Source organism: Pseudoglutamicibacter cumminsii (assembly GCF_016907775.1).
GTDB classification, from domain to species: domain Bacteria; phylum Actinomycetota; class Actinomycetes; order Actinomycetales; family Micrococcaceae; genus Pseudoglutamicibacter; species Pseudoglutamicibacter cumminsii.
In genome coordinates this window covers 132,819-159,399 of record NZ_JAFBCO010000001.1, presented here as the reverse complement: position 1 = coordinate 159,399, position 26,581 = coordinate 132,819, and the positions used below count along the sequence as shown (strand labels likewise).

Genomic DNA, 26,581 nt, shown 5'->3' with positions numbered 1-26,581 from the left:
GTATGCGTTGGGCGGCACGTGAGGGCCAGGTCGGTATCGGATTTCGGACGTTTCTGGAGTTTCTTGTGACTGTTCTTGTGTATCTGGATTCTGTTGGGGCAGAGCTTTCGCCTTCGCAGAAGGATGTTGTTGCTGTTGCGGCTGGTGTGGGGCCGGTGGCGGTTGCTGTGGGTGCAGCTGTTTCGCCTGATGCGGTGGCCGCGTTGGGTGCGGCTGGTGTGCAGCGTGTGTATGCGGCTGAGCAGGATCCGTCGGGTTCGCTTGCGGTGGGGCAGGCTGATCTTTTGGTGGGTGCTGTGCGCGCGAGTGAGGCCGTTGCGGTTCTGAGCGGTATTGAGCCGATTGAGACCGAGGTTATGGCGCGGGCGGCTGCATTGACGGAGTCGGCGCTGATCACGCAGGTTTCCTCGATTGCTTTGGCTACTAAGGGTGAGCTCGCGAACGCTACGGGTCTCGCGGTGCGTAAGAATGTTCTTTCCGGCGAGTGGAGCTCCGAGGTACGCCCGACGACCGCGATGACTTTCTTGACGCTTGTTCCGGGGATTCCTGCGCAGACCCCTGCGCCGGTGGAAAGCCCTGAGGTGGTTTCGGTGAGCACGGGCGGCCGTGGGGGTGCGCAGGTTCTTTCTCGTACGCCGATTGTTTACGGCGGCCGTCCTGATGTGTCTTCGGCTCGCGTCGTTGTTGCTGGTGGCCGCGGTACCGATGGCGATTTCGGTCCGGTTGAGCAGCTGGCTGACGCTTTGGGTGGCGCGGTTGGTTCAACTCGCGATGCGACCGATGAAGGCTGGGTTCCTCACAACACACAGGTGGGGCAGACGGGCGCTACGGTGCGGCCGGAGCTTTATATCGCGGCGGGTATTTCGGGTGCGGTGCACCACGTCGCTGGTATGCGCCAGTCGGGCACCATCGTTGTCGTGAACAACGATATGGATGCACCGATTTTCGATATCGCCGATTTCGGCATTGTTGGCGACTTGAATACGGTTTTGCCTCAGGCAGCTGAGGCGATTCGCGCGCGAAAGCAGCAGGGCTAGTGGGGGAGTTGTGAACGTGTCAGCGTCGTTGAACCGCTTCGCCGGGGTTGAGGGTACGGGCGCATTGGATCCGCGTACTGGCGCTCCTGCGGATGTTTCGAAGGTTTTGGTGCTGACTGCACACCCCGACGATGTGGACTTCGGTTCCGCTGGCACGCTGGCTCGGTGGGCCGCTGGCGGCATCGAGATCCATTTGACGGTGGTGACCGGCGGTGGCGCTGGCGGTTTCAGTGATGAGGCGCGCGGTGACGACGTCGTGTTGCGGCGTCGTGATGAGCAGCGCCAGGCCGCTGAGGTTGTGGGGATCGCTTCGGTTGAGTTCTGGGATTACCCGGATGGCGACCTGCATGTGAGCGCTGACCTGTTGAAGAAGGTTGTTGAGGTGGGCCGCCGAGTGCGCCCTGATCTGGTCCTGACGCATCACCCTGAGCGGGATTACACGAGCTTCCAGAAGTCGCACCCGGATCACCTTGCGGTGGGGCAGGCTGTCACGCATGCGGTGTATCCGTCGCTTGAAAATCCGTATGCGTATCCGGAGCTTCTTGAAGCGGGGCTTGAACCGCATAAGTTGCGCCACTTGTGGTACTTCGCGCAGCCGGAGCATCTGACGAACATGGCGGTCGATATCAGCTCGACCGTCGATACCAAGATCGAGGCGTTGCTCAAGCACGCATCGCAACATCCTGATGTTGAGAAGATGCAGCAGTTCGTGCGGCAGCAGGCCGCGCACATGGCGGAGCAAGTGAACGCGGCGGACTGGCAGGCAGCGGAGACGTTCCACGCGGTATGCGTGAACTCCGCTGAGACGATCGCGGGCTTCTAGCCCGCGCGGTTACTTCCCGCTGTCTTGCGGGATTTCGATGGACACGACGTCTTGCGCTGGTGGGCGTTGCTGGCCGCCTTGAGCGACGACGGTGACGTGGATTTCGCGGGTCGTGTTGAGTTCGTCGCGGACACCGAACCAGGTGTCGTTCGGCTTGGCGCCAAGCAGGGTCGATGGACGCAGACCGTTTTCAGTGTCGCTCAGATAAAGCTGGTATTCGTTGTCTTCGGGCGCGTTCGGGACACCCTTGATCTTGACGGCGAACGAGTTCAGCTCGGCGCTCGTGACCAGCTCGATTTCGCCGTCTTTGGTTTTGGCTGTGTGCGTTACGGCGTCGGACGCGTCGCGGACTTCTTTCGCTACCTCAGCGGCCATGTTCGCAGGCGAGGGCCACATTGCTTTGACCGCGAAGAACCCGATTACGGCGAGCACGACCACGGTGATGACGCTGAAGATCGCGATCTTGCCCGCGGATGGCGCCTCACGGCGGTTACGTGCCGATTCTTCCTCATCGAAGTCCCCGAGGAGGTCAAGGTCGGCTTCATTGTGTTCGTTCATGGTTGAGCCTTTCCTTAGCCGTTTTCTGGGGCGAGTTCAGATGATGCTGCGTCGGGCGCTGCAACCGGCGTGTGCGCCCCGAGCGGCCGAGCGCCCGGGAATCCGTGTTGCCTCCACGCTTCATAGACCGCGATGGAAGCGGAGTTCGCGAGGTTCAAAGACCTTCGGGCCGGCTGCATCGGGATGGTCACGTGGCTGGTGATGCGCGGATGGTTCTTTTCTTCTTCGGTGAGGCCCGATGACTCTTTGCCGAAGAGGAGAATGTCGCCCTCGCGGTACTCCACGGTGTCGTAACGGGTCTGTCCGTCGGTCGTGAAGGCGAAGACGCGGCCTGGACCGAGTTTTTCGAGTGCCGTATCGAGGTCCGGGTGGACGGTCACGACGGCGAGGTCGTGATAGTCGAGCCCGGCACGGCGCAGCTTGGCGTCTTCAAAATCGAAACCCAGGGGCTCCACGAGGTGGAGTTCGGCACCGGTGATGGCCGCGAGGCGGATCGCGTTACCGGTGTTGCCGGGGATTTCAGGCGTGTTGAAGACGATGCGTAGCACGCCGCCAGTTTAGCGAATGTAACGGTTTGATTACGAAACGCCGTTCTTTTTACGTGTGTCGCGTCCAGCGAGTTGGACGAGCTCTCCATATACAGAGAGGTTGATGCTGCTTGGGTTCGGGCCGCCTGCAAGGTAGGCGATCCCCTCGCCAGCGGCCCGGGCGATCGGCGACGGGCCGGTCAGACCCGCGGCCCCGCCGACCCGCTTCACGACCGGATGCTGAGCCGAACGCCCCGGCGCGAACAACACATGCAACGCTTCAGCTCGCGTGCCGCCGATCTTGCGTTCCAACGCATGTACCGCATCGTTGTTTGGGTTGTACGCCAGCGTTTTTCCGTTGGCGCGTAGTTTGGTTCCGTCCCACGTGTGTTCGGAGTCCACGGACACCTCGACATCCACCGCGAGCAGTCGCTGGCCCGCGAAAATCACGGTTTCAATATCTGTGCCGTCGATGCGCACGCCGAGCACCATGCGTGCGGCGGGAACGTGTTCGTGGATGCGTTCAAACAGGTCCGCGACGGCCGCGGTGCGAGCTTCGCGGTAGACGCTACGGTCGAGCAGGCCGCGGCGGCGGATCGATCCGCGCACGAGCGTGTGGGCGTCGCGTTCGCTCAGCGAAGCATGGGTGCCGTCGTAGGTCACGTCTTGGGAGGCTGGCCCGGACGGCGTGTAGCGGGTGCCGGTGTTGGCGCCCGATGCGGTGGTGCCCGTGTGGTAGCGGCCCGATGCGGTACGCGGGTTCCGCTGGCTCGGTTGCGTTGGTCGTTGCATTGGCCGTTGCGCTGACGAGTGCGGCTGCGACTGCGCTGGTGGCTGTGCGGTTGCGGCGCGTGCAGCTGCGGCGTCGGCCTGTGTTGCCGCGGCTGGGTCGGTCAGGATCGTGTAGGCGGTTGTGATCGCTTGGTAGGTTGCGGGGTCGCCGCCGAGGTCGGGGTGGTGGGTGCGAGACAGCGAGCGGAAAGCTTTGCGGATCGCTTGGGCGTCGGCGTTGTGGGGCAGGCCGAGGGTTTCGAAAGCTTGGCGGCGGCTGGCGGACATACACAGTATTCTGCCTTATCCGCCGCATCGAGTACGCGGCGCGGCCTTCGCTTTTACGCGGTGCCGACTACGCTTGAAGGGTGAGGAATCAGCCTGCCCATTACTTTGACCATGCCGCAACCACCCCGTTGTCTGAGCCGGCGCGCGCCGCGCTCATCGAACACATGGGTGTTGTGGGGAATGCGGGTTCGCTCCATACCGCTGGCCGTGCGGCTCGCCGCATACACGATGCCGCGCGCATCGACCTGGCTCGCGCGGCAGGCGTGGACCCTGCCGAGATCATCTTCACATCCGGCGGCACCGAGGCCGACAACCTCGCGCTCAAGGGCCTCTACGCTCAACGTAACGCTGGAGAGCAGGCGCGTCCTCGCATCATTTACACGGGCATCGAGCACCCCGCGGTGCTCGATGTGATCGAATACCTTGCCCAACATCACGCGGCGGAGCCTGTTCTGGTTCCGGTCGCGCACGATGCTGTGGTTGATATCGATGCGTGGCGTGCAGCTCTCGCTGAAGCTCCGGAACGCACGGCGTTGGCGACGCTGATGTGGGCTAATAATGAGGTCGGTGCGATCCAGCCGATCGACGAAGCCGCGGCGGCCGCGGCGGGGTACGGGATTCCGTTCCACACTGACGCGGTTCAGGCGTTCGGCCACATCCCTACGCAACTGAACAACCCCGCGATCACCACCGCCGCGATCACCGCGCACAAACTCGGCGGGCCGGTCGGGATCGGGGCGCTCATCGTGCGCCGCGCGGCTCAGCTCACCCCGCACATCCACGGCGGAGGGCAGGAACGTGGGATGCGTTCCGGAACCGCAGACGTCGCCTCAGCGGCAGCTTTCGCAGCGGCCGCCCAGGCCGCGCAAGACGAGCTGGCAGCGGAAAGCGAGCGCCTCAGTCAGCTACGTGAACAGCTCGTTGACGCGATCAACGCAACCATCCCCAACGCAACCGTCTCCGGAAGCAACGATCCAGCGCAACAGTTACCGAGCATCGTGCACTTGAGCGTGCCGGGGGCACAGGGTGACTCAGCGCTGTTCCTTCTGGACAGCCTCGGGTTCGCTACCTCGACCGGCTCCGCATGCACCGCCGGAATGGCGCAGCCCTCGCACGTTTTGCTCGCGATGGGCCGCAGCAAACAAGACGCGACCGACGTTCAACGCTTCAGCATGGGGCCGCTGACAACACCCGAAGCGGTGCAAGCGCTCATCGACGCGCTTCCCGGGGTCATCGACCAAGCCAGGGCCGCCGGCGGCGCATGAAACAATAGAAAACTGCTCTAGCATGCACAGCAACCACCACAGGTTTTGAGGGGGATCCCATGAAGGTTCTGGCCGCGATGTCCGGGGGAGTTGATTCCGCCGTTGCCGCCGCGCGCGCAGTTGAAGCCGGCCACGACGTCGTTGGTGTACACCTAGCGCTGTCCCGCATGCCTGGAACCCTGCGCACCGGCTCCCGTGGCTGCTGCACTATTGAGGACTCGAACGATGCGTTCCGTGCGTGCGAAACCCTGGGTATCCCGTTCTATGTGTGGGACTTCTCGGAGCGGTTCAAGGCCGATGTGGTGGATGACTTCATCGACGAATACGCCGCGGGCCGCACGCCGAACCCGTGCCTGCGGTGCAACGAAAAGATCAAGTTTGAAGCGCTGCTGGATAAGGCAATCGCGCTGGGTTTCGATGCGGTAGTGACGGGTCACTACGCCCGCGTTGATCAGGACGAGGACGGCCGCCCAACCCTGCACCGCGCCGCCGACATGGCCAAGGACCAGTCCTATGTGCTCGGGGTTCTGCGTGAGGATCAGCTAGCGCACTGCTGGTTCCCGCTCGCGCACGCGCCTACTAAAGCGGAGGTTCGCGCTGAAGCTGAACGCCGCGGACTTGGTGTGGCTGAGAAGCCTGATTCCCACGACATCTGCTTCATCCCAGACGGTGACACCCGCGGCTGGCTCGCGGAACAAATCGAGATGCAACCAGGCAAAATCATCGACCAAGAAGGCGCCCAGGTAGGCGAACACGAAGGCGCGCAGGCGTTCACCGTGGGACAGCGCCGCGGGCTTGCGATCGGCCATCCGGCGCCCGACGGCAAACCACGCTTCGTGTTGTCGATCCGGCCGAAAACCAACGAAGTCGTGGTCGGGCCTAAAGAAGCGCTCGCCGTGGATCGGCTGAGCGGCATCCGGGTCTCCTTTGCAGGCGCGGAGCCTGCCAAAGCCTCGGATGGTTCGTGGATGGACGTCACAGTTCAGGTTCGCGCGCACGGAACCCCGATCGCGGGCCGAGCCCGCTGGGTTGACGACGAAGAACACGGCCGCCGCGTAGAAGCCGAACTGGACGAGACCCTTAACGGTGTTGCGCCCGGCCAGTCGATGGTGCTCTACACGGGTGACCGCGTTATCGGGCAAGCAACAATTGCGTCAGCTCATTCATCTACATGGAATCCGGAGTCCCTCCCTGCGTAAGGTGAGGATATGAGCGAACAGCAGCCAGACATCGTGACCAACGAGTGGGACCCGTCAGCATCCTCACTGCCTGACAGTGTGGACCCTGCCGTGATGCAGGAGCTGTTACGGATCCGCGGCAGCATCGACAACATCGACGCCACACTCGTGTATCTGCTGGCCGAACGGTTCAAATGCACCCAGCGGGTGGGTCATCTCAAAGCCGAACACCAGCTGCCGCCGAGTGACCCGGGCCGTGAAACCGCGCAGATCGCCCGCCTGCAGTCCTTGGCCCAAGATGCGCAGCTGGACCCGCAGTTCGCCGAGAAGTTCTTGAACTTCATTATCGCCGAGGTCATTCGCCACCACGAAGCGATCTCCGAACAACGCAACTGAACTAGTTTTGTCAGGCTGGCCTTGCAGGTGACTTCCACATCCTCATTGTCCTCGGACGCTGAGCGTTCCATCGCGTGCGCGCCGCTGGTCCGCACGCCTGACCCGCTGCGTGCAACCCAGGTTCTGAACGAAGTCTTTGGCGGCCTCGATGGTGGCCCGCATGTTCTCCCGCTGCCGGAATCTCCCGGCGACACCGCGTGGGAACGCACCATCACGCATCTGGCGGACTTACCCGTGGACCTCACGGTTCACGGGTGGCGACTGACTGGCTCCCGCGCGAAATCGGGGCTTGCGATGCGGCGCGCGGCCCGCGGGTTGAACGACCTCATCCAGCGCACAGCGGATGACGCCCAAGACGCCCCGCTCGGGAAGCGCCTGGTGACCGTGATGGGCCCCGCGACAGTGATGTGCCGGCTGGCTCTGCCGAGCGGCGAACCCGTTGCAAGCGATCGCGGCGCCCGCATCGACATCGCGCAAGCGTGGTGCGAAGGGATCACGGAGCTGGTTCCTGCGGTCGCATCGTTGCCGGGCGCGCAGCCCGTTGTACGGATCATTGATCCCGATGTCGAGCTAGCGTTCGCGGGGAAGTGGCGTTCCAGCTCGGGCTACCGGACTCTGCCGCCGCTGGATCGGCAGTGGTGGGAATCCCTCATGGCCGATGCGGTGGAAGGCCTGACGTCTCAGCCCGCCGCGCCGGCGGTGTGGGTTCCTGATGCGGCGCGCGGCCGCGGGAATGTGGTGGCTAAGGCGGTTGCGAAGGCAATCGCGAAGTCAGACGCTAACGCCGCGGTTGGTTTCGAGACGGCGGCGTGGCCCGAGACCGCCTTCGATGCGGAACACCTTTTGGAGACCATCGAAGCCCTTCCCGACGATGATGAGGCTCATACCGACCTGGTGGTTCCACTACCCGAGAACGCTGTAACAGCAAGCGCAAATGGAGTGACACCCCAACCCGGAACGCGTCAACCACTCTCACGCACAGCCGAGGATCTGTTGAAGCCGCTGCACCAAGCCGGGATGGAACCCCGACACCTGCGCTCCATAACACTGCAAGCCAGCTTCGGCTACACAGAAACCAATCCGGCCACCGCAACCACCGCATCGGGCCCCGCCGCCGCATCGGAACTCACCGACCTCGAGCTGGGCCGCGGCCTCACGAAACTCAACGACCTAGCGCAAGCCTTCGCCGACATCGCGCACAGTTAACCCAAGCGGCATTTACGCGTTGATCGCATAGGATAAGAGGTGCGCCGGGGAGCACTCGGCGGTATCCGAGCGTCACTAGTGGGGGAATGCGGGGGACAATGAAGGGACACATCCTCGTCGTTGATGACGATGAAGCGTTGGCGGAAATGATCGGCATCGTTTTGAAAAACGATGAGCACGATCCCGTGTTCTGCCATGACGGTATGAAGGCCGTGGATATGTTCCGCCGCACCGAACCAGACCTCGTGTTGCTGGACCTCATGCTTCCGGGTAAAGACGGCATCCAGATTTGCCGTGAAATCCGTGAAGAATCCGATGTCCCCATCATCATGCTCACCGCTAAATCTGACACACAGGACGTTGTGCGTGGGCTTGAGGCAGGGGCTGACGACTACATCCCTAAGCCGTTCAAACCAGCCGAACTTTTGGCGCGCGTGCGGGCCCGCCTGCGTGGCGGCGGTCAACGCCACGACGCCAGCCAGCTCACGGTCAAGGACATCACGATCGACGTAGCCCGCCACACCGTTTTCCGTGGCAACGAACAGCTCCAGCTGACCCCGCTCGAATTCGACCTCCTCTCCACGATGGCCCGCAAACCGGGTGAAGTGTTCAGCCGCGAAGACCTCCTCAACGAAGTATGGGGTTACCGCGAAAGCGCAGACACCCGCCTGGTCAACGTGCACGTCCAGCGCCTGCGCTCCAAAGTGGAACGCGACCCTGAAAACCCAGAGGTCGTTTTGACTGTCCGAGGGGTCGGGTACAAGACCGGCCAGAACTAGCTCGGAAGGTAAGCGAGCACCTTTGCCGAATCGTTACTTGGTCCGCAGGCGCCGCCGCAGCACGGTGGTGCCTGACCCGAGCGTGCACTCAAAGTGGGATCCACGCCGGTGGCTGGGCGTCGGGTTGCGGTTTTGGCGGCATTCCGTCCAGTTCCGCACCGTCGTGATCACGGTGGTGCTCGTGGGGCTCGCAGAAGTAATTGTGGGCGGCTTCCTGAGCGTGCAGATCTCGAAAGGGCTCTTCCAAGAACGCCTCGAACAGGTCTCAGCTGAAGCGACCAGGGGCCTCGAACAAGCCGATTCCTCCTTCTCGTCCGCATCGACCACCAACGCGAACGCGGCATCGACCCTCGTGATGGACACACTGAGAGGCATGCAGGGCGACGGCGTGGCGGTGCCCCGCGACGTCGTGTTCCGGCTCCTTCCAGGCGCCTCCGCTTATTGGGTTCCGGGCCAGGACACCTCAGCGGAAGCATCGAGCGCTATTACCGATGAGCTACAGAACCAAGTGGCCGCCGGCTCCGACATCTACTGGCAGTCCGTCGCGCTTCCTGGTGAGAAGGACCAGGTCAAGCCAGGGGTTGCGTTCGGTAAACGAGTCACGGTTCCGCCGGGACGCGACTACGCGCTGTTCCTCGTGTACGACTTCTCGCAGGTAGCAGACACGCTCGTACTGGTTCAGCGTGTGCTGATCGCTGGCGGCGCGCTCCTGTTGCTCATCATTACGGGTATTTCTTGGTACGTGGCTCGGCGTTCACTCCAGCCGGTTGCGGAAGCCGCGCAGACAGCGGAGAAGGTCGCCGCGGGCAAACTCGAGGAACGCATGAAGGTGCGTGGCCAAGACGAGCTCGCCCGATTGTCCACATCCTTCAACAGGATGGCGGACTCGCTTGCTGAACAGATTGTGCAGCTCGAAGCGCTGTCGCAAATGCAGCAGCGCTTTGTGTCCGATGTGTCCCACGAGCTGCGCACCCCACTCACCACGGTGCGTATGGCGGCGGAGGTTCTGTACCTGAGCCGCGACGAATTCAGTACAGTCAACGCACGCTCAACTGAGCTTCTGTACGACCAGGTTGAGCGCTTCCAGGGCCTGCTCAATGACTTGCTCGAGATTTCGCGTTTCGACGCGGGTGCGGCACAGCTAGCGGAAACGAAAACCGATGTTGAAGCGGTCGTATCTCGCGCGATGGCCACCGCTCAGCCGTGGGCCGAGAAAGCCGGATCGAACGTCAAAGTCACGATCGTTGGTGCCGAGAAAGGGCAGCGCGGGGTCTACGCGTCGATGGATCCTCGCCGCATCGAACGCATCATCCGTAACCTCATCCTCAACGCGGTTGAACACGGCGAAGGCAACCCGATCGAAGTCTTCATAGGTGAAGATTCCGATGCGGTGGCGGTCGCGGTACGAGACCATGGCATCGGCCTCAGCGAAGAAGACGCGGTGCGCGTGTTTGAACGGTTCTGGCGTAAAGACCCAGCCCGCGCACGCACAACTGGTGGTTCGGGCCTCGGCTTGTCCATCGCACGCGCCGACGCGCAACTGCACGGAGGGGCGCTTGAGGCCTGGGGCAAACCAGGGGTCGGCTCGACCTTCCGCCTCACTCTGCCTAAAACCCTCGGTGCAAAAATCGCTGAGTCCCCGTTACCGCTGGGCCCCTACGGCAAAGCGATCGGCGCTGTTGAAGCCGCGGTCGCCGCGGAAACGGAGGAAAACAAGTCTGCAGAAGCCAAGGCCGTAACCGCGGGCGCCGCAACAGAGGACAAGAAAGATCCGGCAAGCACTGAGGGAAGTGAGGCGCGATGACCTCGTCGACGTCACCTAACCACAGCGCACACAGCGCAAACCAGCGGGCAGCGTCACCGAGCTGGCGCATCGCGCTGATGTCCGTGCTCGCCGTCGTGCTGGCAACAGTGCTCGCCGCGTGCACAAGCATTCCCACTTCCGGGCCAGTGGGAACCTATGCGCCAGACGATAAAGACGGCAACGAACACAGCTACACGTTCGACATACCGGGCCCGTCCCCGGGGGATTCGCCGGAAACGATCGTGAGGGGTTTCCTTGCCGCGGGCGTTTCAGCGCAGGACGACTGGGCGGTTGCGCGCAGCTTCCTGACCGCGGAACGGTCGCCGCAGTGGAACCCCACTAAAGAAGTCATCGTCACGGATTCAACGCCGAGCGTGAACCGCTCAGAAGAAGGCCAGGGCACGCTGGTCGCTAAGCCTCGCGTGCTACGCACCGTCGATGCGTACGGCGTTCAGAACGAGAACCCTAACCCTCAAACCCGCACCCTTGAGTTCGAGCTTTTGAAGGAAAACGGGGAGTGGAGGATTTCTCGGGCGCCCGATGGCGTGGTTGTTGAATCTCAGATGTTCCAACGAGCCTACGAATCGGTCACGCTCGCGTTCTATAACCCGCAGTTGACCGCTGTTGTGCCGGATGTTCGGTGGTTCGTGCGTCGCCAGGGCATGGCTACCGCCGTGGTGACGGCGCTGCTCCACGGGCCTGCGCCGTATCTTGAGGGTTCCGTTTCGAGTGCTTTCCCTAAGGATGCGGGGCTTGCCCGGCCTACCGTCCCGATTCAGGATGGGTTGGCTCAGGTTGATGTTCCGGAAGAAGTCGTCTCTAGCGCCGACGACCGTCAGCGCAGCCTCATGATGCGTCAGCTGGATTTGAGCTTGAGCGAGGTGCCTTCGGTCCAAAAGGTCTCGATGTCGGTCGACCAGCAGGAACTCAAGGTTTCGGCCGATGCTGAACGTAATCCTCCGGTGGTTGAGCCGCAGGTTTCGGACAAGCTCGTGGGGCTTCAGAACGACCTGTTGGTGCGCGCGAATGAGTCGGGTAACCGGCTTGTCGATGTGCAGTCAACGCTTGGACCTGGACTGAGTTCGCCGGCGATGCAGCCGGGCAGCGATGTTGTTTACGCTGTTTTGGCTGCGCAAAAGACCAGGCTTTTGTCTGTTGATGGAAGCACGGGTTCGTTCCGTGAACTGCAGACTGGGCCTGTCATGACGGCGCCGTCGATGGATGGTTTCGGCTGGGTGTGGACCTCGGATGCTGATGGTGTTGTGGCTTATGACTCCGCGAGCGGCAAATCGGCCCGCATGGATCTTGACCTGAAGCCCAATAGCACTGTGACGTCGGTGCGGGTTTCTCCTGATGGCGCTCGGCTTGCGTTTACGTTGACGGATGCGGAGGGGGAGCGTCTGCTGGTTTCTGGTATTCAGCGTTCTAAGAGCGATCGCCCTACCGGTTTGGCGAAGCCTCTCAAGGTCAAAACGACCTCGAAGCCTACCCGTGTGCAATGGATTGGTGCCTCGGATCTGGTGGTGTACAAGCCGGATCCGAAGTCTCGCGTAGATGTTGAGCAGGTCTCGCTTTTGGGTGAGACGAAGATGTGGCGTCAGCCTTTGCTCGGGATGACTCATTTGACGGTGGGCGCGGGACAGGATGCTGTGTATGCGGAGAACGCGGATGGCGTGTATCAGCGGACTTCGAACGGTTGGAAGCAGGTGCGCCGGGACGATCATGAGCTTTCGTACGCTGGCTGATGGCGCGGGCTGGTGACACCGGTTTCTGTCCCACTGCGATGATCCACAGCCTTGAGTTTGGGGCGTTCTATCCACATTTTCTGTGACCTGGCCGTTGCGGTGTAGTGGCACACGATGCTGGATGCATGAGGTGGCGTGAAGCGGCCGATGCGGCGTGGTTTGGTCCTGTGGTGAGCGCGGCGCGCAGCGCGCTGAATGAAGCAGCTTTGGCGATTCTTCCGTCCCGGTGTGTGGGATGTTCATCCGATGCCGGCCCGTTGTGTGTTGAATGTGGGTCGGATTTGGGGCGGGCGCTGTTGCATCCGTCTGTAGTTGATGATCTGAGGGAGCTTGACGTTTTAGCTCCCCAGCATCGGGCGCCGGTTGTGGCCGCGGCGGCCTATTCCGGGGTTGTTTCGAATGCATTGCTGGCAGCGAAAACCCGGGGTGGTCTTGGACTGATCAGGCGTTTTCGTCCTGCAGTGGATCGGGCGTGGAAGCTGATGCGGTCGGTTACTGAACGCGGGCCAGTCGCGGTTGTTCCGGTTCCGTCGAAGGCTTCATCGGTGCGTGCGCGTGGATTCTCACCGGTCGAGGAGCTCTTGCGGGAGTCTGAGGTTCAGTCGGTTATGAACTTCTTGAGGGTTCGAACACTCACGAGCTGGGGTTTGACGCGGCAGGGGCCACAGAAATCGCGTGGTCGCAGCGGGCGGAGCGCGGCGGTCAAGGGGCAGTTTGCCATCGACCAGGCCGCGCTACAGAACGCGAAGCGGCGGGACCGTCACGGAAGGATCCCACGCAGGGTCGTGTTGTTCGATGATGTTATGACGACCGGGTCAACTCTCGCCGAGGCTGCTCGAACTTTGAGGTCTTACGGCTTTACGGTTGTTGGTGCGTTCTGTGTCGCGTGGGTCAGGCCTCCCGGTGGAACTGCAGCCGTCAGCGCAAGTGAAGAGACCGAAAATAAGCCACCCGCTTAACTTGCTTCCAATACGGTTCAAACAGGTGCGAAACACGGTGTGACCGATGTAACTTTAAGCATGGGCTTGAGTTCGAGGTAGAGCCTCTAGCCAAACCCATCACCTGGCGTCAACGGCGGTGATGAGTTCATAGTCTTCCCGCCGGACCGTCACCGGGTGCTGTTTCGGAATTGAGGGAGGACCTCTCATGGATGTCAACGTCATTGGCCGCAACGTCAGCGTTACGGACCGGTTCCGCGAATACGTCGAGGATCGTGCCGCGAAGGTTGAACAGCTTTCCCCGAGGGCACAAACGATCGATATCAAGGTTTCCCGCCAACCTAACGCCCGCGTCGCTGATTCCGAAATGACCGTCGAAGTCACCGTCATCGGCCCGGGGCCGGCGGTCCGCGCTGAAGCTCACTCCTCTGAGAAGTTCTCGGCCTTCGACCTCGCGTTCGCAAAGCTGCTTGAGCGTTTGCGTCGCGCTCGCGACAAAGCCAAAGACCACCGTCGTAATGACCGCGCACTGAGCCAGCCGATCGACCCTGAGTCAGTGCCAGCAAGCGATAAGTCCCTGCTCGAACAGGTAGAGGAAGCCCGCCGCGCAGAAGAAGTTGGTGACGTTCCGGTTGAAATCCGCCGCAAGCGTTTCCCAGCCGTTCCGATGACCGAAGACGACGCCGTCGACAACATGGAACTCGTAGGCCACCCGTTCTACCTGTTCCTCGACTCTGAGACCGGCTTGCCTTCGCTCGTCTACCGTCGCCGCGGATGGTCCTACGGCGTGATCGCCCTGGACGAGAACCTCACCGAGGTATCCAAAGACGGCATCAAGACCTACCGCAGCTAACGACCGCATCGGAATTTAGTGTTCCCATAACAGTGGGGCAGTAGAATTCTAGTAACTGTCATTCAGGCTAATGGCGGGAGATTTTCAGGAATCTCCCGCCATTGGCTTGGGGTAAAAACGTATTCAACGCGTAAGATGGCGAAGGGCCGGTAGATTCCGGTCGCTTCGTCATGGGGGAGAAAACACGTGGCCAATCTGTTCGAGCGCATCTTGCGAGCTGGCGATAAACGCATTCTGAAGCGTCTGCGTTCTTACGTCTCACAGATCAACGCACTCGAAGACTCCATCAAGGAGCTCACGGATGAAGAGCTGCAGTCCATGACGGACCAGTTCCGTGAACGGCATGAAGCGGGCGAGAGCCTCGATGACCTGCTCCCCGAAGCGTTCGCGGTGGTGCGTGAAGCGTCGCAGCGCACGCTGGGTATGCGTCACTTCGACGTCCAGCTGATGGGTGCCGCGGCCCTCCACCTCGGCAACATCGCTGAAATGAAGACCGGTGAAGGTAAGACGCTCGTCGCGACTGCGGCTGCTTATCTCAATGCGATCTCCGGCAAGGGCGTCCATGTTGTGACGACCAACGACTTCCTCGCTAACTATCAGGGCGAGCTCATGTCCCGCCTCTACCGTTTCCTCGGTATGAGCACGGGCGTTATCGTTTCAAACCAGCCGCCGTCGGTGCGCCGCCAGCAGTATGCCGCGGACATCACGTACGGAACCAACAACGAGTTCGGCTTCGATTATCTGCGTGACAACATGGCGTGGTCCATGGATGAGCTGGTTCAGCGCGGCCACAACTTCGCGATCGTCGATGAGGTCGACTCGATTCTGATCGATGAGGCCCGTACCCCGCTCATCATTTCCGGCCCGGCGCAGGGTGACGTGAACCGCTGGTACAGCGAGTTCTCCAAGCTCGTGCGCGGCATGAAGATCGACGAGGACTACGAGGTCGATATCAAGAAGCGCACGGTGGGTGTCAAGGCTTCTGGTATCGACAAGGTTGAGGACTACCTCGGCATCGAGAACCTGTACGAGTCCGCGAACACTCCGCTGATCGGTTTCTTGAACAACGCGATCAAGGCGAAGGAGCTGTTCAAGCGGGATAAGGACTATGTGGTCATGGACGGCGAGATCATGATCGTCGATGAGCACACTGGCCGTTCGCTTCCTGGCCGCCGTTATTCGGAGGGCATGCACCAGGCGATTGAGGCGAAAGAGAACGTTGAGATCAAGGCTGAAAACCAGACCTTGGCGACCGTGACGTTGCAGAACTACTTCCGTCTCTACGACAAGCTCTCCGGCATGACCGGTACCGCAGAAACCGAGGCGGCGGAGTTCAACAACACCTACAAGCTCGGCGTGGTTCCGATCCCAACGAACAAGCCGATGCAGCGCGTCGATAAGCCGGACTTGATCTACAAGAACGAGATCGCGAAGTTCGAGGCTGTTGCTGAGGACATCGAGGAACGTCACCGTTCAGGTCAGCCGGTTCTGGTTGGTACGACTTCGGTTGAGAAGTCCGAGTACTTGTCTCAGAAGCTCGCTAAGCGCGGTATCCGCCACGAGGTTTTGAACGCTAAGCAGCACGAACGCGAAGCTGCGGTTGTTGCTCAGGCCGGTAAGAAGGGCGCGGTTACGGTCGCGACGAACATGGCTGGCCGTGGTACTGACATCATGCTCGGCGGTAACGCTGAGTTCTTGGCTGTCACTGAGATGAAGAACCGCGGCTTGGATGCCGATGTTGATCCTGAGGGTTACCAGGCTGTCTGGGATGAGGTTTTCGAGAAGTTCCAGGCCCAGTGTGAGGCTGAGGGCGACGAGGTTCGTGAGCTCGGCGGCTTGTATGTTCTGGGTACGGAGCGTCACGAATCGCGTCGTATCGATAACCAGTTGCGTGGTCGTTCGGGCCGTCAGGGTGACCCGGGTGAGTCCCGTTTCTACTTGTCGATGTCGGATGAGCTGATGCGTCGCTTCAACGCCGGTATGGCGGAGCGCATCATGAACTCGCCAAGCATGCCGGACGACATGGCGCTTGAATCCAAGATGGTTTCGCGCGCGATCGAGTCGGCTCAACGTCAGGTTGAGTCTGTCAACACGGAGCAGCGTAAGAACGTCTTGAAGTATGACGACGTGATGAACCGTCAGCGTGAGGCGATCTATGCTGACCGCCGTCAGATCCTCGAAGGTGAGGACTTGGAGGAGCGTATGCAGCACTTCATTGAGGATGCTGTTGGCGCGATGGTCACGGAAGCGACCCTGGCTGGCGAACCGTATGACTGGGATCTTGAGGCGCTGTGGAATAACCTGCGCGTCCTGTACCCGGTTACGTTGACTCCGGAAGACCTCATCGAGGAGGCCGGTGGTGATCAGGGCGGCCTGACTGCGGAGATGCTCAAGGAAGAGATCGTCTCTGACGCGTTGGTCGCGTACGAGCGCCGTGAAGAGTACTTGGGCGCTACGACGATGCGCGACTTGGAACGCCGCGTCGTGTTGTCTTCGATTGGCCGTAAGTGGCAGGAACACCTCTACGAGATGGACTACCTCAAGGAAGGTATTGGCCTGCGTGCGATGGCTCAGCGTGACCCGCTGGTCGAGTACCAGCGTGAAGGCTACGAAATGTTCGAAGCCATGATGGAAGGGATCCGTGAGGACTCGGTTTCCTTGATGTTCCACGCAGAGGTCGAACCTGGCCACGATGCCGGCGAGGCGAAGGGCGCTGGTCTGATGGATTCTGAGTCCAGCCAGGAAGATCTCGAGTATTCGGCTCCGGATGAGTCTGGTGAGGCACGCACTCGCCGCACCCGCTCCAAGAAGGATGAGCCTAAGGTGACCGGTAAGCAGGCGCGTAAGGCTAAGAAGAACGCTAAGAAGCGCCGCTAGGGTTTTCATATCAGCGCTGTGCGGTTAGCGGCGTTGCAGCAAAGCGGGCTCGTGCACCGAAAGGTGTGCGAGCCCGCTTGCTTAACTACTTCGGGCCTATCCGATGGGGGCAGGCATGCTTACCCCGTGTGCCCTTCAGCTTTCACCCGATCTGGACATCCGTGCAGCGGAGCCTGCGGCCGTGTGGTTTCAGGGTGAAGGCGATGGCGCGGACTCCTCGTGGGGTGAGGATGCTTGCACAGCATTCGAGTGTGGGTAGCGCTTCGCTATTAGGGCTACGGTATTGGGCTTGCACGTGGGTTGAAAGCACGCCGAGGGTGCGCCATGGCCATGGGGTTCCTTTAGCTGCGGAGGCTTCGCGTTCCCATCCGGCGCGGTTTTGTACCTTGTTGAGCGGCATGAGTTCGAACCACCCTGCCAAGGCGAGGGACGGGCGGCGGCCGGAGAGCACATCGGCGATTGCTTGAGCTATGGTGCGGGCGAGCTGTTGATGCGCCGGAGACCCTGGTCTCACGGAAGAGTCTGGTTGCGCTGTAGTCGGGGAGCCCGAAGTGGCGGAGCCTGCAGCGGGGCCGGCTGTGGCTGGGTCGGATGGGGCAGGGAACGGCGTGACGTTCGATGCGGGATCGAGGCGTGGTTCGCAGAGTGGTGCGGTGGTCATGGGAATCCTCCGGTGTGAGTGCGCCCTTAGGCAGGGATGAGTAGTTCTTGTCCGGGCTGGATGAGGTGCGGGTTATCGCCTAGCAGCTCGCGGTTGCTGTTGTGCCACCGCTGAGTTTCTTTGGCGATCTGTTGTGGAGTTGCTCCCGGGCCGAGGTGGCGTGCGGCGAGGTCCCAAAGCGTGTCTCCCGTTTTGACGATCACCGTGTCGGCTCGGGCGGGTGTCCCCATGCTCCGCGGTAGTGGGACGGGGTCGGCTTTCTTGACGGTGAAGGCCGCGGCCTCTTGCTGTGTGGCGTCTTGCTTTGCCGGCGTGGCCGCTTGCTTGCCGTCGATGGGGAAGGCGGCTGACGTAGCGGGCGTGGCTGTTGTCGCGCTGGTTTCTTGTGTGCGGGTTTCTTGGGTGATGACAGTCGTGTCCGGTGGTGGTGCGGCATGCGATGGTGTTGGCGCTGTGAGGATAAGGCCGGCGGCCAACGCTGATGCGCGGGGAACCCATCGGTTCCAGCGTTCGGTACGAACGCCGAGCGCATTGAGGCCGCGCAGTGAGAGCGCCAATGCGTGGTTGAGGAGGAAGTAGAGGCTGATGAGGCACAAGCTCCATGCGCCGAGGCGTGCGATGAGTAAGTCTGGCGATTCGGCGTTGGGGAACCAGGGCCCTAGCGCAGTGAGTGCGGGTGTTCCGATCGCGAGCCCGGCCACGGGGGCGAGCCATGCCGCGGTGATGTGCAGAGACGAAGGTGAAGACGTCAGGTTTCTCGGAAGCCTTCGTGAAGCGTTAGGTGTCATCGGTGGTCATTCCTTCGAATAGTAAGAACCTATGTTCGTTTGCTGTGCTTTGATTCTGTTTGATATTTCCCGTTGGTGTCAAGAGGGGGTTTTTGCGTGGTGGATTTTCAGTAGGCTGTGGGCATGCGTTTCGACGACCTGTTTGAGGACATGTCCCACGAATTGCTCGCGGGGCAGTGGCAAGAGATGCGCGCTGAGGCAGGCGAACTTGCCCGGGCTGAATATGCGCGCCGCGATTTCTTGACAGAAGTCGCGGGAGCGCAGGTCAAAGTCCACGTGACCGGACATTCTTTTACAGGGAAGGTCGCCGTGGTTGGTTCCGGATGGTTCGGGATTGAGTCGGCGCGGGAGTCGTGGCTTTTCCCTGATCAAGCAGGCGTGTGGGTTGAGGTTCTCGGCTCTACTGCAGGGGTTGGCTCCGTGCCCCGTACTGAAGCGCAGCCCCGCAATACAGCCCAGCCCCGCAATACAGCCCAGCTCCGCAATGCAGCACAGTGCCGGCGCACTAAGGCGCCGTGGAAGTCCGCGCTGCGCGCCGTTGGTCGGGATCGGCAGAGTGTGCGTTTCGTTTTGTCCGACGGGGTTGTCGGTAGCGGCTTGATTGTTGCGGTGGGTGGGGATTTTATCCGCATGCAGGCGCAGGTGGGTGGCTCGGCGTCGCGGTCGTTGGTGCTGGTTCCTCTGGGCGCGCTTGCTGCGGTTTCGGCTGTTTCAACGATCTGAGTGCCCTCGCCCCGGCAACGGAGCGGTATAGCTGTGTGCGATCTGTGTCCGGGATGTTGGATTGCGTCGCTTGTTACCTCTTGTTGTGTTTCGCGTTGGTCGTTATCGTCAAATCATCTTGAAGAATGCCCTCGATGGGCGTGACGTGTTTGAGGTGGCTATGAGCGATCGCGGTGGTTCTGCTGGGTCGGTTTTGAGGTGGCAGCCGGCGAGCTGGCGTGACCCGAGGTTGGTGATCGGCGTTGTGCTGGTTGTCGCTTCGATCTTGGGCGTCGTCTTGCTGGTGCGTTCGGTGACTCGCACGGAAACGTACATGGTTGCGGCTCATGATTTGGCCCCGGGCACTGTTCTCACTGAGAAGGATCTGGTTCCGGTTGAAGCGCGCATGGCTGGGCCGGGTGAGCATTATGTTTCGCGTGATGTTCCGGTGGCTGGCGCGACGGTGAGCGATTACGTTTCGAAGGGCGAGCTGTTGACACGCCGCGCGATCGAAGCGGATGTGCCTGCCCATTTGCGTTCGTTTTCGTTGACGGTCGAGGGCCCGTTGCCGGCGGGTGTCAAGGTTGGTCAAGGCGTGGATGTGTATGTCACGCCGAAGATCGCGGAGCCGGAAACCGAGCCGCAGCTCGCGTTGTCCGGGGTCCGGGTAGTGAAGGTTGAGCGCGCGGATTCTGGTTTCGGGGCTTCGCAGGGGCATGTTTTGGAGGTTTTGATCCCGCGTGATGAAGTCTCCGCGATGGTGGGCCACATTGCGCGTGAGAGCGTTGTGAGCGTGGTTTCCGCACCTATTGCGGCGAGTGCTGCGGGGGAGTAACCGTGAGCTCCTCTGTTGTTTTGTTTGGTGAGTCGCCTGATGTTTTTGCTCGTTTGGAGTCTGAGGTCGGGTTGGTCACGGTCGTGCGGGTGTGCACTGATGGGGCGGAGCTGTTGGCGACGCTGGCCGCTGGCTTGGCGCGGTATGTGATCGTTGTTGATCAGTTTGACGATGTCGATAGCGGCTTGGTCGATGCTGTTCACGCCGCGGGTGGTCGTCTTGTCGCGGTGACCGACGATGCGAAGGCGGCTTCGCGTTTGTTTCGGCTTGGTGTGGGGTCGGTAGGTTCTTCGGCTTCCGCTGAGGTGATAGCGGAAGCGTTGTCGCGGGCGGAGCCTCTCAAGAGGCGTGGGCGGCGTCGTGCTGAGACCGTCGATGAGTTCGAGTCCGTAATCCCGGACGACCTTTCTCAGCTTCACGGGGTAGAGCCGCGCACGGGTTTGCCACATCTCCCGGACATCGAAGATCCCGCGAACGAGGAAAACCAGTCCAGCCAACCCGAGGGCATCGAACCTGAAACGGTCCAGCGCGAGCCGGGCCGCATCGTCGTGGTGTGGAGTGGCGCTGGAGCGCCGGGCCGCAGCTTTCTATCGATCGAACTGGCGACGGAAGCGGCGCTCGCCGGGAAGTCTGTGACCTTGGTGGATGCGGATACGCGGGCATCGAGCATTGCGGCGCGGCTAGGGATGCTCGGGGAGACGTCCGGAATTGTGCGGTTGTGCCGTTCGGTTGAAGCGGGAACGTTTTCACCGAATTCGGATACGGACGCGCATGCGCGGGTCCGCATCGGGAAAGCGATCTTGCGCGTCACCACGGGGCTTCCTCGTCCGAGCCGCTGGCAGGAGGTCGGGAAGGCCGCGCTCAAGCGGAGTCTTGAGGCATTGCGGGAGGCATCGGAGCTTGTGATTGTGGACGTTGCGGCGCCTGCTGATAATGATCAGGACATCGCGTTCGATACGTTCGCTCCGCAACGTGATGATGCGACGCTCACGGCTCTTGAGATGGCTGACGATGTGGTGGTGATCGGTACTGCGGATGCGGTGGGTTTGCCGCGGCTGATGCGTGCGGTTGGGCAGGCGCCGGAGCTGACGCAGGGCCGTATCTCTGTGGTGGTGAATCAGGTTTCTAAGGGCGCGGCGCGTGGCGTCAAGCTCGCGTGGGAGAGGTTTGGCCCTAAGGGTTTTCGCCCGGAGGTTTTCATCCCGAAAGATGATGCCGCGGTAGAGCATGCGTTGGATGCAGCGACCGCGTTGAGTCACGCCGCAGCGAGGTCTGCGGCACGTGGAGCGATCCGGGATTTCGCTTGTAGCTTGTGTGAGTGTGGAGAGAATCTGGAAACTCCCTTAAAAGCTGCACGCGGTGGGCTGTTTAAGGCTAGGGTGAAGGGAGCCCCAAATGTGACCGGGGGCACCTAATAGAGGCCGTTGTTGCGGCCACGCGTCGATTCTTGTGAAGGCGGTGGGTTGCGTGGCAAACACGCAGTCAGTTCCTCAATCTGGTTCGTTTGGCGACGATATCGTTCAGCGTTATGGCGCGGACATTGATGCTCAGGAATATGAGGCTTTTGGGCACGATCGGGTGAGGGACCTGCTGGAGCGCCACGCAGTGGTGGGCCGAGTCCGTAAGCAGGGCTCCGCGGTAGTGAGCGTTGAACCGCACGAGAAGGGGACCGTTGTTTACCTGGTTGCGGATGACATGTCGTTCATCGTTGACTCGGTCACTAACTGTGTTCTGGATTTCTCGAACAAGATCGGGTTTGTTTTCCATCCGACGTATATGGCGCATCGTTCGGTTGAGGATGGTTCGCTGGTTGATGTGCGGAAGGTTCCGCTTTCGGAGTCGACGCCGGCTACGGAGAGCACTGCGGCGTTGCCTGCCTTGGGTATGTTGGCGGCACCTGAGGGCGCGCGTGCTGTGATCGAGTCGTGGACCGCGGTGTTGATCACTGAGGAGCTGGATGCTGATCAGCGTGCAGAGCTTCAGCAGGCTGTCGAGTCAGTTCTGGCGGATGTGCGTAGCGCAGTTGAGGACTGGGAGCCGATGCGGGTGCAGGCTCGCCGCTTGGCTGAACGGCTTGAGCAGGAGATCCCGTCGGTTTCTGAACGTGATCGTCGTGAGGCAGCCGCGTTCTTGCGGTGGATGGACGATGATTCGTTCACGTTCTTGGGCTACCGCTATTACGCGCTTGAGCAGGAGAACGGTAGCGAGGTTTTGCGCGGTGACGTCGATTCGGCGCTGGGTTTGATGCGTCGCACGGATGCTGCGTCACGTCCGCTGAGCGGTAAGGCCGCGGAGAAAGCGCGCGAACCGCGCCCGCTGGTTTTGACGACCGCTAACCGCCGTTCTACGGTGCACCGCCGCGTGTACCTGGATTATGTGGGCGTCAAGGATTTCGCTGCTGATGGTTCGGTGGTGGGTGAGCACCGTTTCATTGGCTTGTACACGTTTGAGGCTCTGCGTCAGCCGGTCACTGAGGTTCCGGTGGTGCGCTCTAAGGTCCGGCATGTGTTGTCGCGCATGGGCTTCTTGGCGACCTCGCACACGGGTAAGTCGATTCTGCGCATCCTGGAGTCGTATCCGCGTGAGGAACTCATCCAGTCGAGCACGGATGAGCTGGTCGAGATCGTTTCGAAGATTTCCCGTATGGGTGAGCAGCGCCGTACTCGCGCGTTTGTGCGTGGGGATGCGTTTGGCCGTTTCGTGACGGTCATGGTGTATTTGCCGCGTGACCGTTACAACACTACGGTTCGTTTGCGTGTTGAGGACGAACTGAAGCGCACGTTCGCGGCGGAGACCATGGACCTGGACGTCTGGAACTCGCCGACCACGGTGGTTCGGTTGACGTACCGCTTCAAGGCTGGCGAGGGCGTCGACACGGTGGGTGTCGACGAGCAGGCGCTTGAGGCTCGGTTGACGCGTGCCGTGCGTTCGTGGAGTGAAGGCATCCTCGAGGTGTTCACGCAGGAGCGTGGCACGGAGACGGGCATGCAGCATGCACAGCAGTGGGCTGAGGCCTTCCCAGCTGATTATCGTGTGCGGTACGAGATTGAGGATGCGCTGGATGATGTTCGCGCGTTTGAACGCCTTGAGGCGGATGCGGATTCTGTGGGCATTGGCCTGAGTTTGGATTCGATTGATCGGCCTGAAGAGCTCGATGTTGAGGCCGATGGCGCCACGATCGCTAAGCTGCGTCTCTACTTGACGGATCAAGCTCCGCTCTCATCGATTATGCCGCATCTTGAGGCGCTCGGGATCCGCGTGATTCAGGAGCGTCCATACGTCGTCGAGCCTTTGGGTGCGCCGGAGCGCTACCTTTACATTTTGACGGTCGCGTTGGCTCCTGAGACTGATGTTGAGCGGATCGCGCCGCTGGTTGAGGATGCGTATCGGGCTGTTGCGGCTGGCCGTACGGAGTCGGATGCTCTCGAGGGTCTGGTTACCGCGCAGGGCCTCACATGGCATCAGGTCGCTATTTTCCGCGCTTATGTTCAGTATCTGCGTCAGTGTGGTTCCTCGAACAGTGTTGATTTCGCTGCCGCGACTCTGCTGCGTTATCCGGCCGTGACATCGGCTTTGTTGGGCTTGTTTGAGGCTCGTTTTGATCCGGAGTTTGCGGGTGATCGCGAGCAGGCTCAGCAGGATTCCCGCGATGCGTTGGCAACCGCGCTGGATGATGTTGCGACGTTGGATGCGGATACATGGATTCGTCGTATGCGTGACGCGATCGGTGCGACGTTGCGTACGAACGCGTATCAGGGCCGCCCGACTGTTGCGTTGAAGATTGCGACGGGGGAGTTGGCTTTCGCTCCGATGCCGCGTCCGTTCCGTGAGATTTGGGTTGATTCGCCGCGTGTTGCTGGTGTGCATTTGCGTTACGGCGAGGTGGCCCGTGGTGGTTTGCGTTGGTCGGACCGTGAGGAGGATTTCCGTACCGAGGTTCTTGGTCTGGTCAAGGCGCAGGCTGTAAAGAACGCTGTGATTGTGCCGGCTGGCGCGAAGGGTGGTTTCTTCGCTAAGCAGCTACCTGATCCGGCTGTGGATCGTGGCGCTTGGATTGAGGCTGGTCGCGCGGCGTATCAGGAGTTCATCCGTAGCTTGTTGGATATTACGGATAACTATGAGTACGCCGAGGACGGCTCGCGTTCGGTGGTTCGCCCCGAGCGGGTTGTGGCTCACGATGGTGATGACCCGTACCTCGTGGTCGCGGCAGATAAAGGTACTGCGGCCTTCTCGGATACCGCGAACGCGATTTCCGCTGAGCGTGGCTTCTGGCTCGGTGATGCTTTCGCGTCGGGCGGTTCGGTTGGTTACGATCACAAGGCGATGGGCATCACGGCCCGCGGCGCGTGGGAGTCGGCTAAGCGTCACTTCAAGACGTTGGGTACTGATGTGCAGTCTGAGGACTTCACGATGATCGGTATCGGCGACATGTCGGGTGACGTTTTCGGTAACGGTTTGATGCGTACTGAGCACGCCAAGCTGGTGGCCGCGTTCGATCACCGCGATGTGTTCATTGACCCGAACCCGGATCCGAAGGTTTCGTTTGAGGAGCGCGTGCGTTTGTACAACACGCCGCGTTCTTCGTGGCAGGACTACAACCGTGAGCTGATTAGCGCTGGCGGTGGCGTGTTCTCGCGTTCGGCTAAGTCGGTTTCTGTGACGGAGCAGATGCGTGAGGCTCTGGGTCTTGCTGATGACGTGCGTGAGCTGACTCCGTTGGAGCTGATCCGTGCGGTGCTGATGGCGCCGGTTGATTTGATCTATAACGGTGGCGTTGGCACGTATGTGAAGGCGGAGTCTGAGACGAACGCCGATGTGGGGGACCGCGCTAACGATGCGATCCGCGTGAACGGCTCGCAGCTGCGTGCTCGTGTGGTGGTTGAGGGCGGTAACCTTGGTTTCACTCAGGCGGGCCGCATCGAGGCCGCGCAGAAGGCCGGCACGGTCAACAACACTGACGCGATCGATAACTCGGGTGGTGTTGAGTCTTCGGACCGTGAGGTCAATATCAAGATTCTGATGGATGTCGCGGTTCGCGATGGTCGTCTTGCGTTCGATGACCGGCCGGCGTTGCTGGCGGAGATGACCGATAACGTCGCGGATGCTGTTTTGTCGACGAACAAGGCGCAGAACGTTTTGCTCGCTGTTGAGCGGGGTGTCGCTTCCGAGTTCGCACCGGCCTATGAGCGGTTGATGAGCTTCCTTGAGGAAACCGTTGATCTGGACCGTGTGCTTGAGGACCTTCCGAGCTCGGATGAGTTCAAGCTGCGCAGGCAGTCCGGCGTGGGACTCACGACCCCTGAAGCCGCGGTCGTTGTCGCGTACTCGAAGATGCAGCTGATCGATGCTTTGGTGGATTCTGATCTGCCGGAGGACCCAGCGATGCAGAAGGTCTTGGAAGCGTACTTCCCGCCTCAGCTCGTGGAGCGTTTCCCTGACGCGCTCGCCGCGCACCCGCTGCGTCGTGAGATCATCGCGACGATGGTTGCGAACCGCATCGTGAACATCGGCGGTGTGACGTATGCGTTCCGCGCGATGGAGGAGACCGGCGCGGATGCTGCGCGTCTGGCGCGTGCGTTCTTGGCGATGGATGAGGTTTTCGGCATCGCTGAGCACGTTGAGGCGATCGCGCAGTTGCCTGCCGGGATTGACTATGAGCTGTGGTTGCAGCTGCATGTCGATTCGCGGCGTCTGTTGGACCGCGCGACTCGTTGGGTTCTGGAGCATGAGTCGCTCGATGCTTCTGTTGACGAGATTCTTGCGAAGTTCGCAGAGCCTGTGGCTCGGTTGCGTGAGGGCTTGGCCGATATGCTGTGCGGCGTGGACGCTGAGCGTGCTCGGGCTTGGTTTGAGCGTGACGTTGAGGCGGGCCTCCCTGAAGAGTTGGCGCGTCGTCACAGCTTGGACTTCGAGTCCTACACGCTGCTGGATATCACTCAGCTCGCGTCCGCAGGCGGGTCCTCTGCCCAGGAGGCCGCGGAGGTTTACTACGCGGTGTATGACCGCTACGGGATCGATGATTTGTTGACGCAGATCAGCGATTTGCCGCGATCTTCGCGTTGGGAGGCGTTGGCTCGTAGTTCGTTGCGTGATGACCTGTATGCAGCGGTGCTGGGCCTGACTCAGGCTGTGCTCGAGGCTCCTAAGGAAGCCGCTGCTGGTGCCGCCGATGCCGCCGGCGACCTTTCGGCCGCGCAGGCTCGCGTGGTTGCGTGGGAGCAACGTGATGCGGCCCGTATTGAGCGGGCGCATGAACAGCTCGACGCGGTGCGTGAGGTGGGCGGCGGCCAGATGGCTCCGCTGCTGGTCGCCACGCGTACGATGCGTTCAATGGTTGGCCGCTGATTCTGTAGTTGGTGGGATGGAGTCCCGCTGAACGTATATCCGGGCGTGGTGAGCGAAACATCGCTCACCACGCCCGGTGTGTTTAATGAGGCTCTTTGTTGATGGTGCTCTAACTTGAGCGAAATGGTTAAACGCAACTGGGGTGGTAGGTCTTCCCCGGATCTACCACCCCAGTTGGGTTTGTGGGGGGCCGTGTGGCCCGTTC

The 26,581-nt window shown here is 61.2% G+C and carries 21 protein-coding genes; 16 read left to right on the top strand and 5 right to left on the bottom strand.

Going from position 1 to position 26,581, the window contains the following annotated elements:
- Nucleotides 1–2: 2 nt before the first annotated feature.
- On the top strand, nt 3–1,037 hold the full coding sequence (locus JOD50_RS00650; protein ID WP_204880030.1) for an electron transfer flavoprotein subunit alpha/FixB family protein: 1,035 nt from the start codon (nt 3–5) through the stop codon (nt 1,035–1,037).
- A gap of 16 nt (nt 1,038–1,053) precedes the next feature.
- Nucleotides 1,054–1,860, top strand: coding sequence for a PIG-L deacetylase family protein (locus JOD50_RS00645; RefSeq protein WP_338051956.1), 807 nt, complete (start codon nt 1,054–1,056; stop codon nt 1,858–1,860).
- 9 nt (nt 1,861–1,869) lie between these two features.
- Here the strand turns inward: JOD50_RS00645 and JOD50_RS00640 are convergent, their stop codons facing one another.
- From JOD50_RS00640 to JOD50_RS00630, 3 genes are read right to left on the bottom strand one after another with little or no spacing between them, the layout of a single operon-like run.
- Nucleotides 1,870–2,418: an anti-sigma factor domain-containing protein gene (locus JOD50_RS00640; protein ID WP_204880029.1), complete on the bottom strand. Its 549-nt coding sequence runs from the start codon at nt 2,416–2,418 to the stop codon at nt 1,870–1,872.
- Nucleotides 2,419–2,432: 14 nt separating this feature from the next.
- Nucleotides 2,433–2,966 (bottom strand): TrmH family RNA methyltransferase, encoded by a 534-nt coding sequence (locus tag JOD50_RS00635; RefSeq protein ID WP_204880028.1) that lies wholly within the window; start codon nt 2,964–2,966, stop codon nt 2,433–2,435.
- Nucleotides 2,967–2,996: 30 nt separating this feature from the next.
- A complete protein-coding gene (locus JOD50_RS00630; RefSeq protein ID WP_204880027.1) occupies nt 2,997–4,004 on the bottom strand; it encodes a J domain-containing protein in 1,008 nt (335 codons plus the stop codon).
- Between the two features lie 80 nt (nt 4,005–4,084).
- On the opposite strand from JOD50_RS00630, the gene JOD50_RS00625 reads away from it, so the two are divergent.
- The 10 genes from JOD50_RS00625 to secA all read left to right on the top strand — a co-directional run bounded on the left by JOD50_RS00625 (nt 4,085) and on the right by secA (nt 17,045).
- Nucleotides 4,085–5,269, top strand: coding sequence for an aminotransferase class V-fold PLP-dependent enzyme (locus JOD50_RS00625; protein WP_204880026.1), 1,185 nt, complete (start codon nt 4,085–4,087; stop codon nt 5,267–5,269).
- 59 nt (nt 5,270–5,328) lie between these two features.
- Nucleotides 5,329–6,468, top strand: coding sequence for a tRNA 2-thiouridine(34) synthase MnmA (gene mnmA / locus JOD50_RS00620; protein ID WP_204880025.1), 1,140 nt, complete (start codon nt 5,329–5,331; stop codon nt 6,466–6,468).
- Nucleotides 6,469–6,477: 9 nt separating this feature from the next.
- Nucleotides 6,478–6,843: a chorismate mutase gene (locus JOD50_RS00615; RefSeq protein ID WP_204880024.1), complete on the top strand. Its 366-nt coding sequence runs from the start codon at nt 6,478–6,480 to the stop codon at nt 6,841–6,843.
- Nucleotides 6,844–6,870: 27 nt separating this feature from the next.
- On the top strand, nt 6,871–8,049 hold the full coding sequence (locus JOD50_RS00610) for a hypothetical protein (RefSeq protein WP_204880023.1): 1,179 nt from the start codon (nt 6,871–6,873) through the stop codon (nt 8,047–8,049).
- Between the two features lie 98 nt (nt 8,050–8,147).
- Nucleotides 8,148–8,828 carry an MtrAB system response regulator MtrA gene (gene mtrA / locus JOD50_RS00605; RefSeq protein WP_204880022.1) on the top strand — a complete coding sequence of 227 codons (681 nt, stop codon included), beginning with the start codon at nt 8,148–8,150 and terminating at the stop codon, nt 8,826–8,828.
- A gap of 22 nt (nt 8,829–8,850) precedes the next feature.
- Nucleotides 8,851–10,632, top strand: a complete 1,782-nt coding sequence (gene mtrB / locus JOD50_RS00600; RefSeq protein ID WP_204880021.1) for an MtrAB system histidine kinase MtrB — start codon at nt 8,851–8,853, stop codon at nt 10,630–10,632.
- Entirely contained in the window at nt 10,629–12,377 is a 1,749-nt protein-coding gene (locus JOD50_RS00595) for an LpqB family beta-propeller domain-containing protein (protein WP_204880020.1), read from the top strand. The genes mtrB and JOD50_RS00595 overlap by 4 nt, the downstream gene beginning before the upstream one ends.
- A gap of 125 nt (nt 12,378–12,502) precedes the next feature.
- On the top strand, nt 12,503–13,336 hold the full coding sequence (locus tag JOD50_RS00590) for a ComF family protein (RefSeq protein WP_204880019.1): 834 nt from the start codon (nt 12,503–12,505) through the stop codon (nt 13,334–13,336).
- Between the two features lie 187 nt (nt 13,337–13,523).
- Entirely contained in the window at nt 13,524–14,168 is a 645-nt protein-coding gene (hpf, locus tag JOD50_RS00585; RefSeq protein WP_233430824.1) for a ribosome hibernation-promoting factor, HPF/YfiA family, read from the top strand.
- 186 nt (nt 14,169–14,354) lie between these two features.
- Nucleotides 14,355–17,045 (top strand): preprotein translocase subunit SecA, encoded by a 2,691-nt coding sequence (gene secA, locus JOD50_RS00580; RefSeq protein WP_204880018.1) that lies wholly within the window; start codon nt 14,355–14,357, stop codon nt 17,043–17,045.
- A 142-nt stretch (nt 17,046–17,187) separates the two neighbouring features.
- Here secA and JOD50_RS00575 read toward each other — a convergent pair whose 3' ends face one another.
- Both JOD50_RS00575 and JOD50_RS00570 read right to left on the bottom strand, forming a co-directional pair.
- Complete coding sequence (locus tag JOD50_RS00575; protein ID WP_204880017.1) at nt 17,188–17,706, bottom strand: Rv3235 family protein; 519 nt, start codon at nt 17,704–17,706, stop codon at nt 17,188–17,190.
- A 26-nt stretch (nt 17,707–17,732) separates the two neighbouring features.
- The gene (locus JOD50_RS00570) at nt 17,733–18,494 is read right to left on the bottom strand and encodes a LysM peptidoglycan-binding domain-containing protein (protein ID WP_101629639.1); all 762 of its coding nucleotides are present in this window, start codon (nt 18,492–18,494) and stop codon (nt 17,733–17,735) included.
- Nucleotides 18,495–18,617: 123 nt separating this feature from the next.
- On the opposite strand from JOD50_RS00570, the gene JOD50_RS00565 reads away from it, so the two are divergent.
- The 4 genes from JOD50_RS00565 to JOD50_RS00550 all read left to right on the top strand — a co-directional run bounded on the left by JOD50_RS00565 (nt 18,618) and on the right by JOD50_RS00550 (nt 26,376).
- Nucleotides 18,618–19,217, top strand: coding sequence for a hypothetical protein (locus tag JOD50_RS00565; protein ID WP_143483866.1), 600 nt, complete (start codon nt 18,618–18,620; stop codon nt 19,215–19,217).
- A gap of 160 nt (nt 19,218–19,377) precedes the next feature.
- Nucleotides 19,378–20,031: a CpaB family protein gene (locus JOD50_RS00560; RefSeq protein WP_143483865.1), complete on the top strand. Its 654-nt coding sequence runs from the start codon at nt 19,378–19,380 to the stop codon at nt 20,029–20,031.
- A 2-nt stretch (nt 20,032–20,033) separates the two neighbouring features.
- On the top strand, nt 20,034–21,446 hold the full coding sequence (locus JOD50_RS00555) for a CpaE/TadZ family protein (RefSeq protein ID WP_204880016.1): 1,413 nt from the start codon (nt 20,034–20,036) through the stop codon (nt 21,444–21,446).
- Between the two features lie 52 nt (nt 21,447–21,498).
- A complete protein-coding gene (locus JOD50_RS00550; protein WP_204880015.1) occupies nt 21,499–26,376 on the top strand; it encodes an NAD-glutamate dehydrogenase domain-containing protein in 4,878 nt (1,625 codons plus the stop codon).
- Nucleotides 26,377–26,581: the final 205 nt, after the last annotated feature.

What these genes read in the sequence shown, in the direction of transcription:
- JOD50_RS00650 (WP_204880030.1), top strand. Translation starts at nt 3, where the DNA reads ATGCGTTGGGCGGCACGTGAGGGCCAGGTCGGTATCGGATTTCGGACG.
- JOD50_RS00640 (WP_204880029.1), bottom strand. Translation starts at nt 2,418, where the DNA reads ATGAACGAACACAATGAAGCCGACCTTGACCTCCTCGGGGACTTCGAT.
- JOD50_RS00630 (WP_204880027.1), bottom strand. Translation starts at nt 4,004, where the DNA reads ATGTCCGCCAGCCGCCGCCAAGCTTTCGAAACCCTCGGCCTGCCCCAC.
- mnmA (WP_204880025.1), top strand. Translation starts at nt 5,329, where the DNA reads ATGAAGGTTCTGGCCGCGATGTCCGGGGGAGTTGATTCCGCCGTTGCC.
- JOD50_RS00615 (WP_204880024.1), top strand. Translation starts at nt 6,478, where the DNA reads ATGAGCGAACAGCAGCCAGACATCGTGACCAACGAGTGGGACCCGTCA.
- mtrA (WP_204880022.1), top strand. Translation starts at nt 8,148, where the DNA reads ATGAAGGGACACATCCTCGTCGTTGATGACGATGAAGCGTTGGCGGAA.
- JOD50_RS00595 (WP_204880020.1), top strand. Translation starts at nt 10,629, where the DNA reads ATGACCTCGTCGACGTCACCTAACCACAGCGCACACAGCGCAAACCAG.
- JOD50_RS00590 (WP_204880019.1), top strand. Translation starts at nt 12,503, where the DNA reads ATGAGGTGGCGTGAAGCGGCCGATGCGGCGTGGTTTGGTCCTGTGGTG.
- hpf (WP_233430824.1), top strand. Translation starts at nt 13,524, where the DNA reads ATGGATGTCAACGTCATTGGCCGCAACGTCAGCGTTACGGACCGGTTC.
- JOD50_RS00575 (WP_204880017.1), bottom strand. Translation starts at nt 17,706, where the DNA reads ATGACCACCGCACCACTCTGCGAACCACGCCTCGATCCCGCATCGAAC.
- JOD50_RS00570 (WP_101629639.1), bottom strand. Translation starts at nt 18,494, where the DNA reads ATGACACCTAACGCTTCACGAAGGCTTCCGAGAAACCTGACGTCTTCA.
- JOD50_RS00565 (WP_143483866.1), top strand. Translation starts at nt 18,618, where the DNA reads ATGCGTTTCGACGACCTGTTTGAGGACATGTCCCACGAATTGCTCGCG.
- JOD50_RS00560 (WP_143483865.1), top strand. Translation starts at nt 19,378, where the DNA reads ATGAGCGATCGCGGTGGTTCTGCTGGGTCGGTTTTGAGGTGGCAGCCG.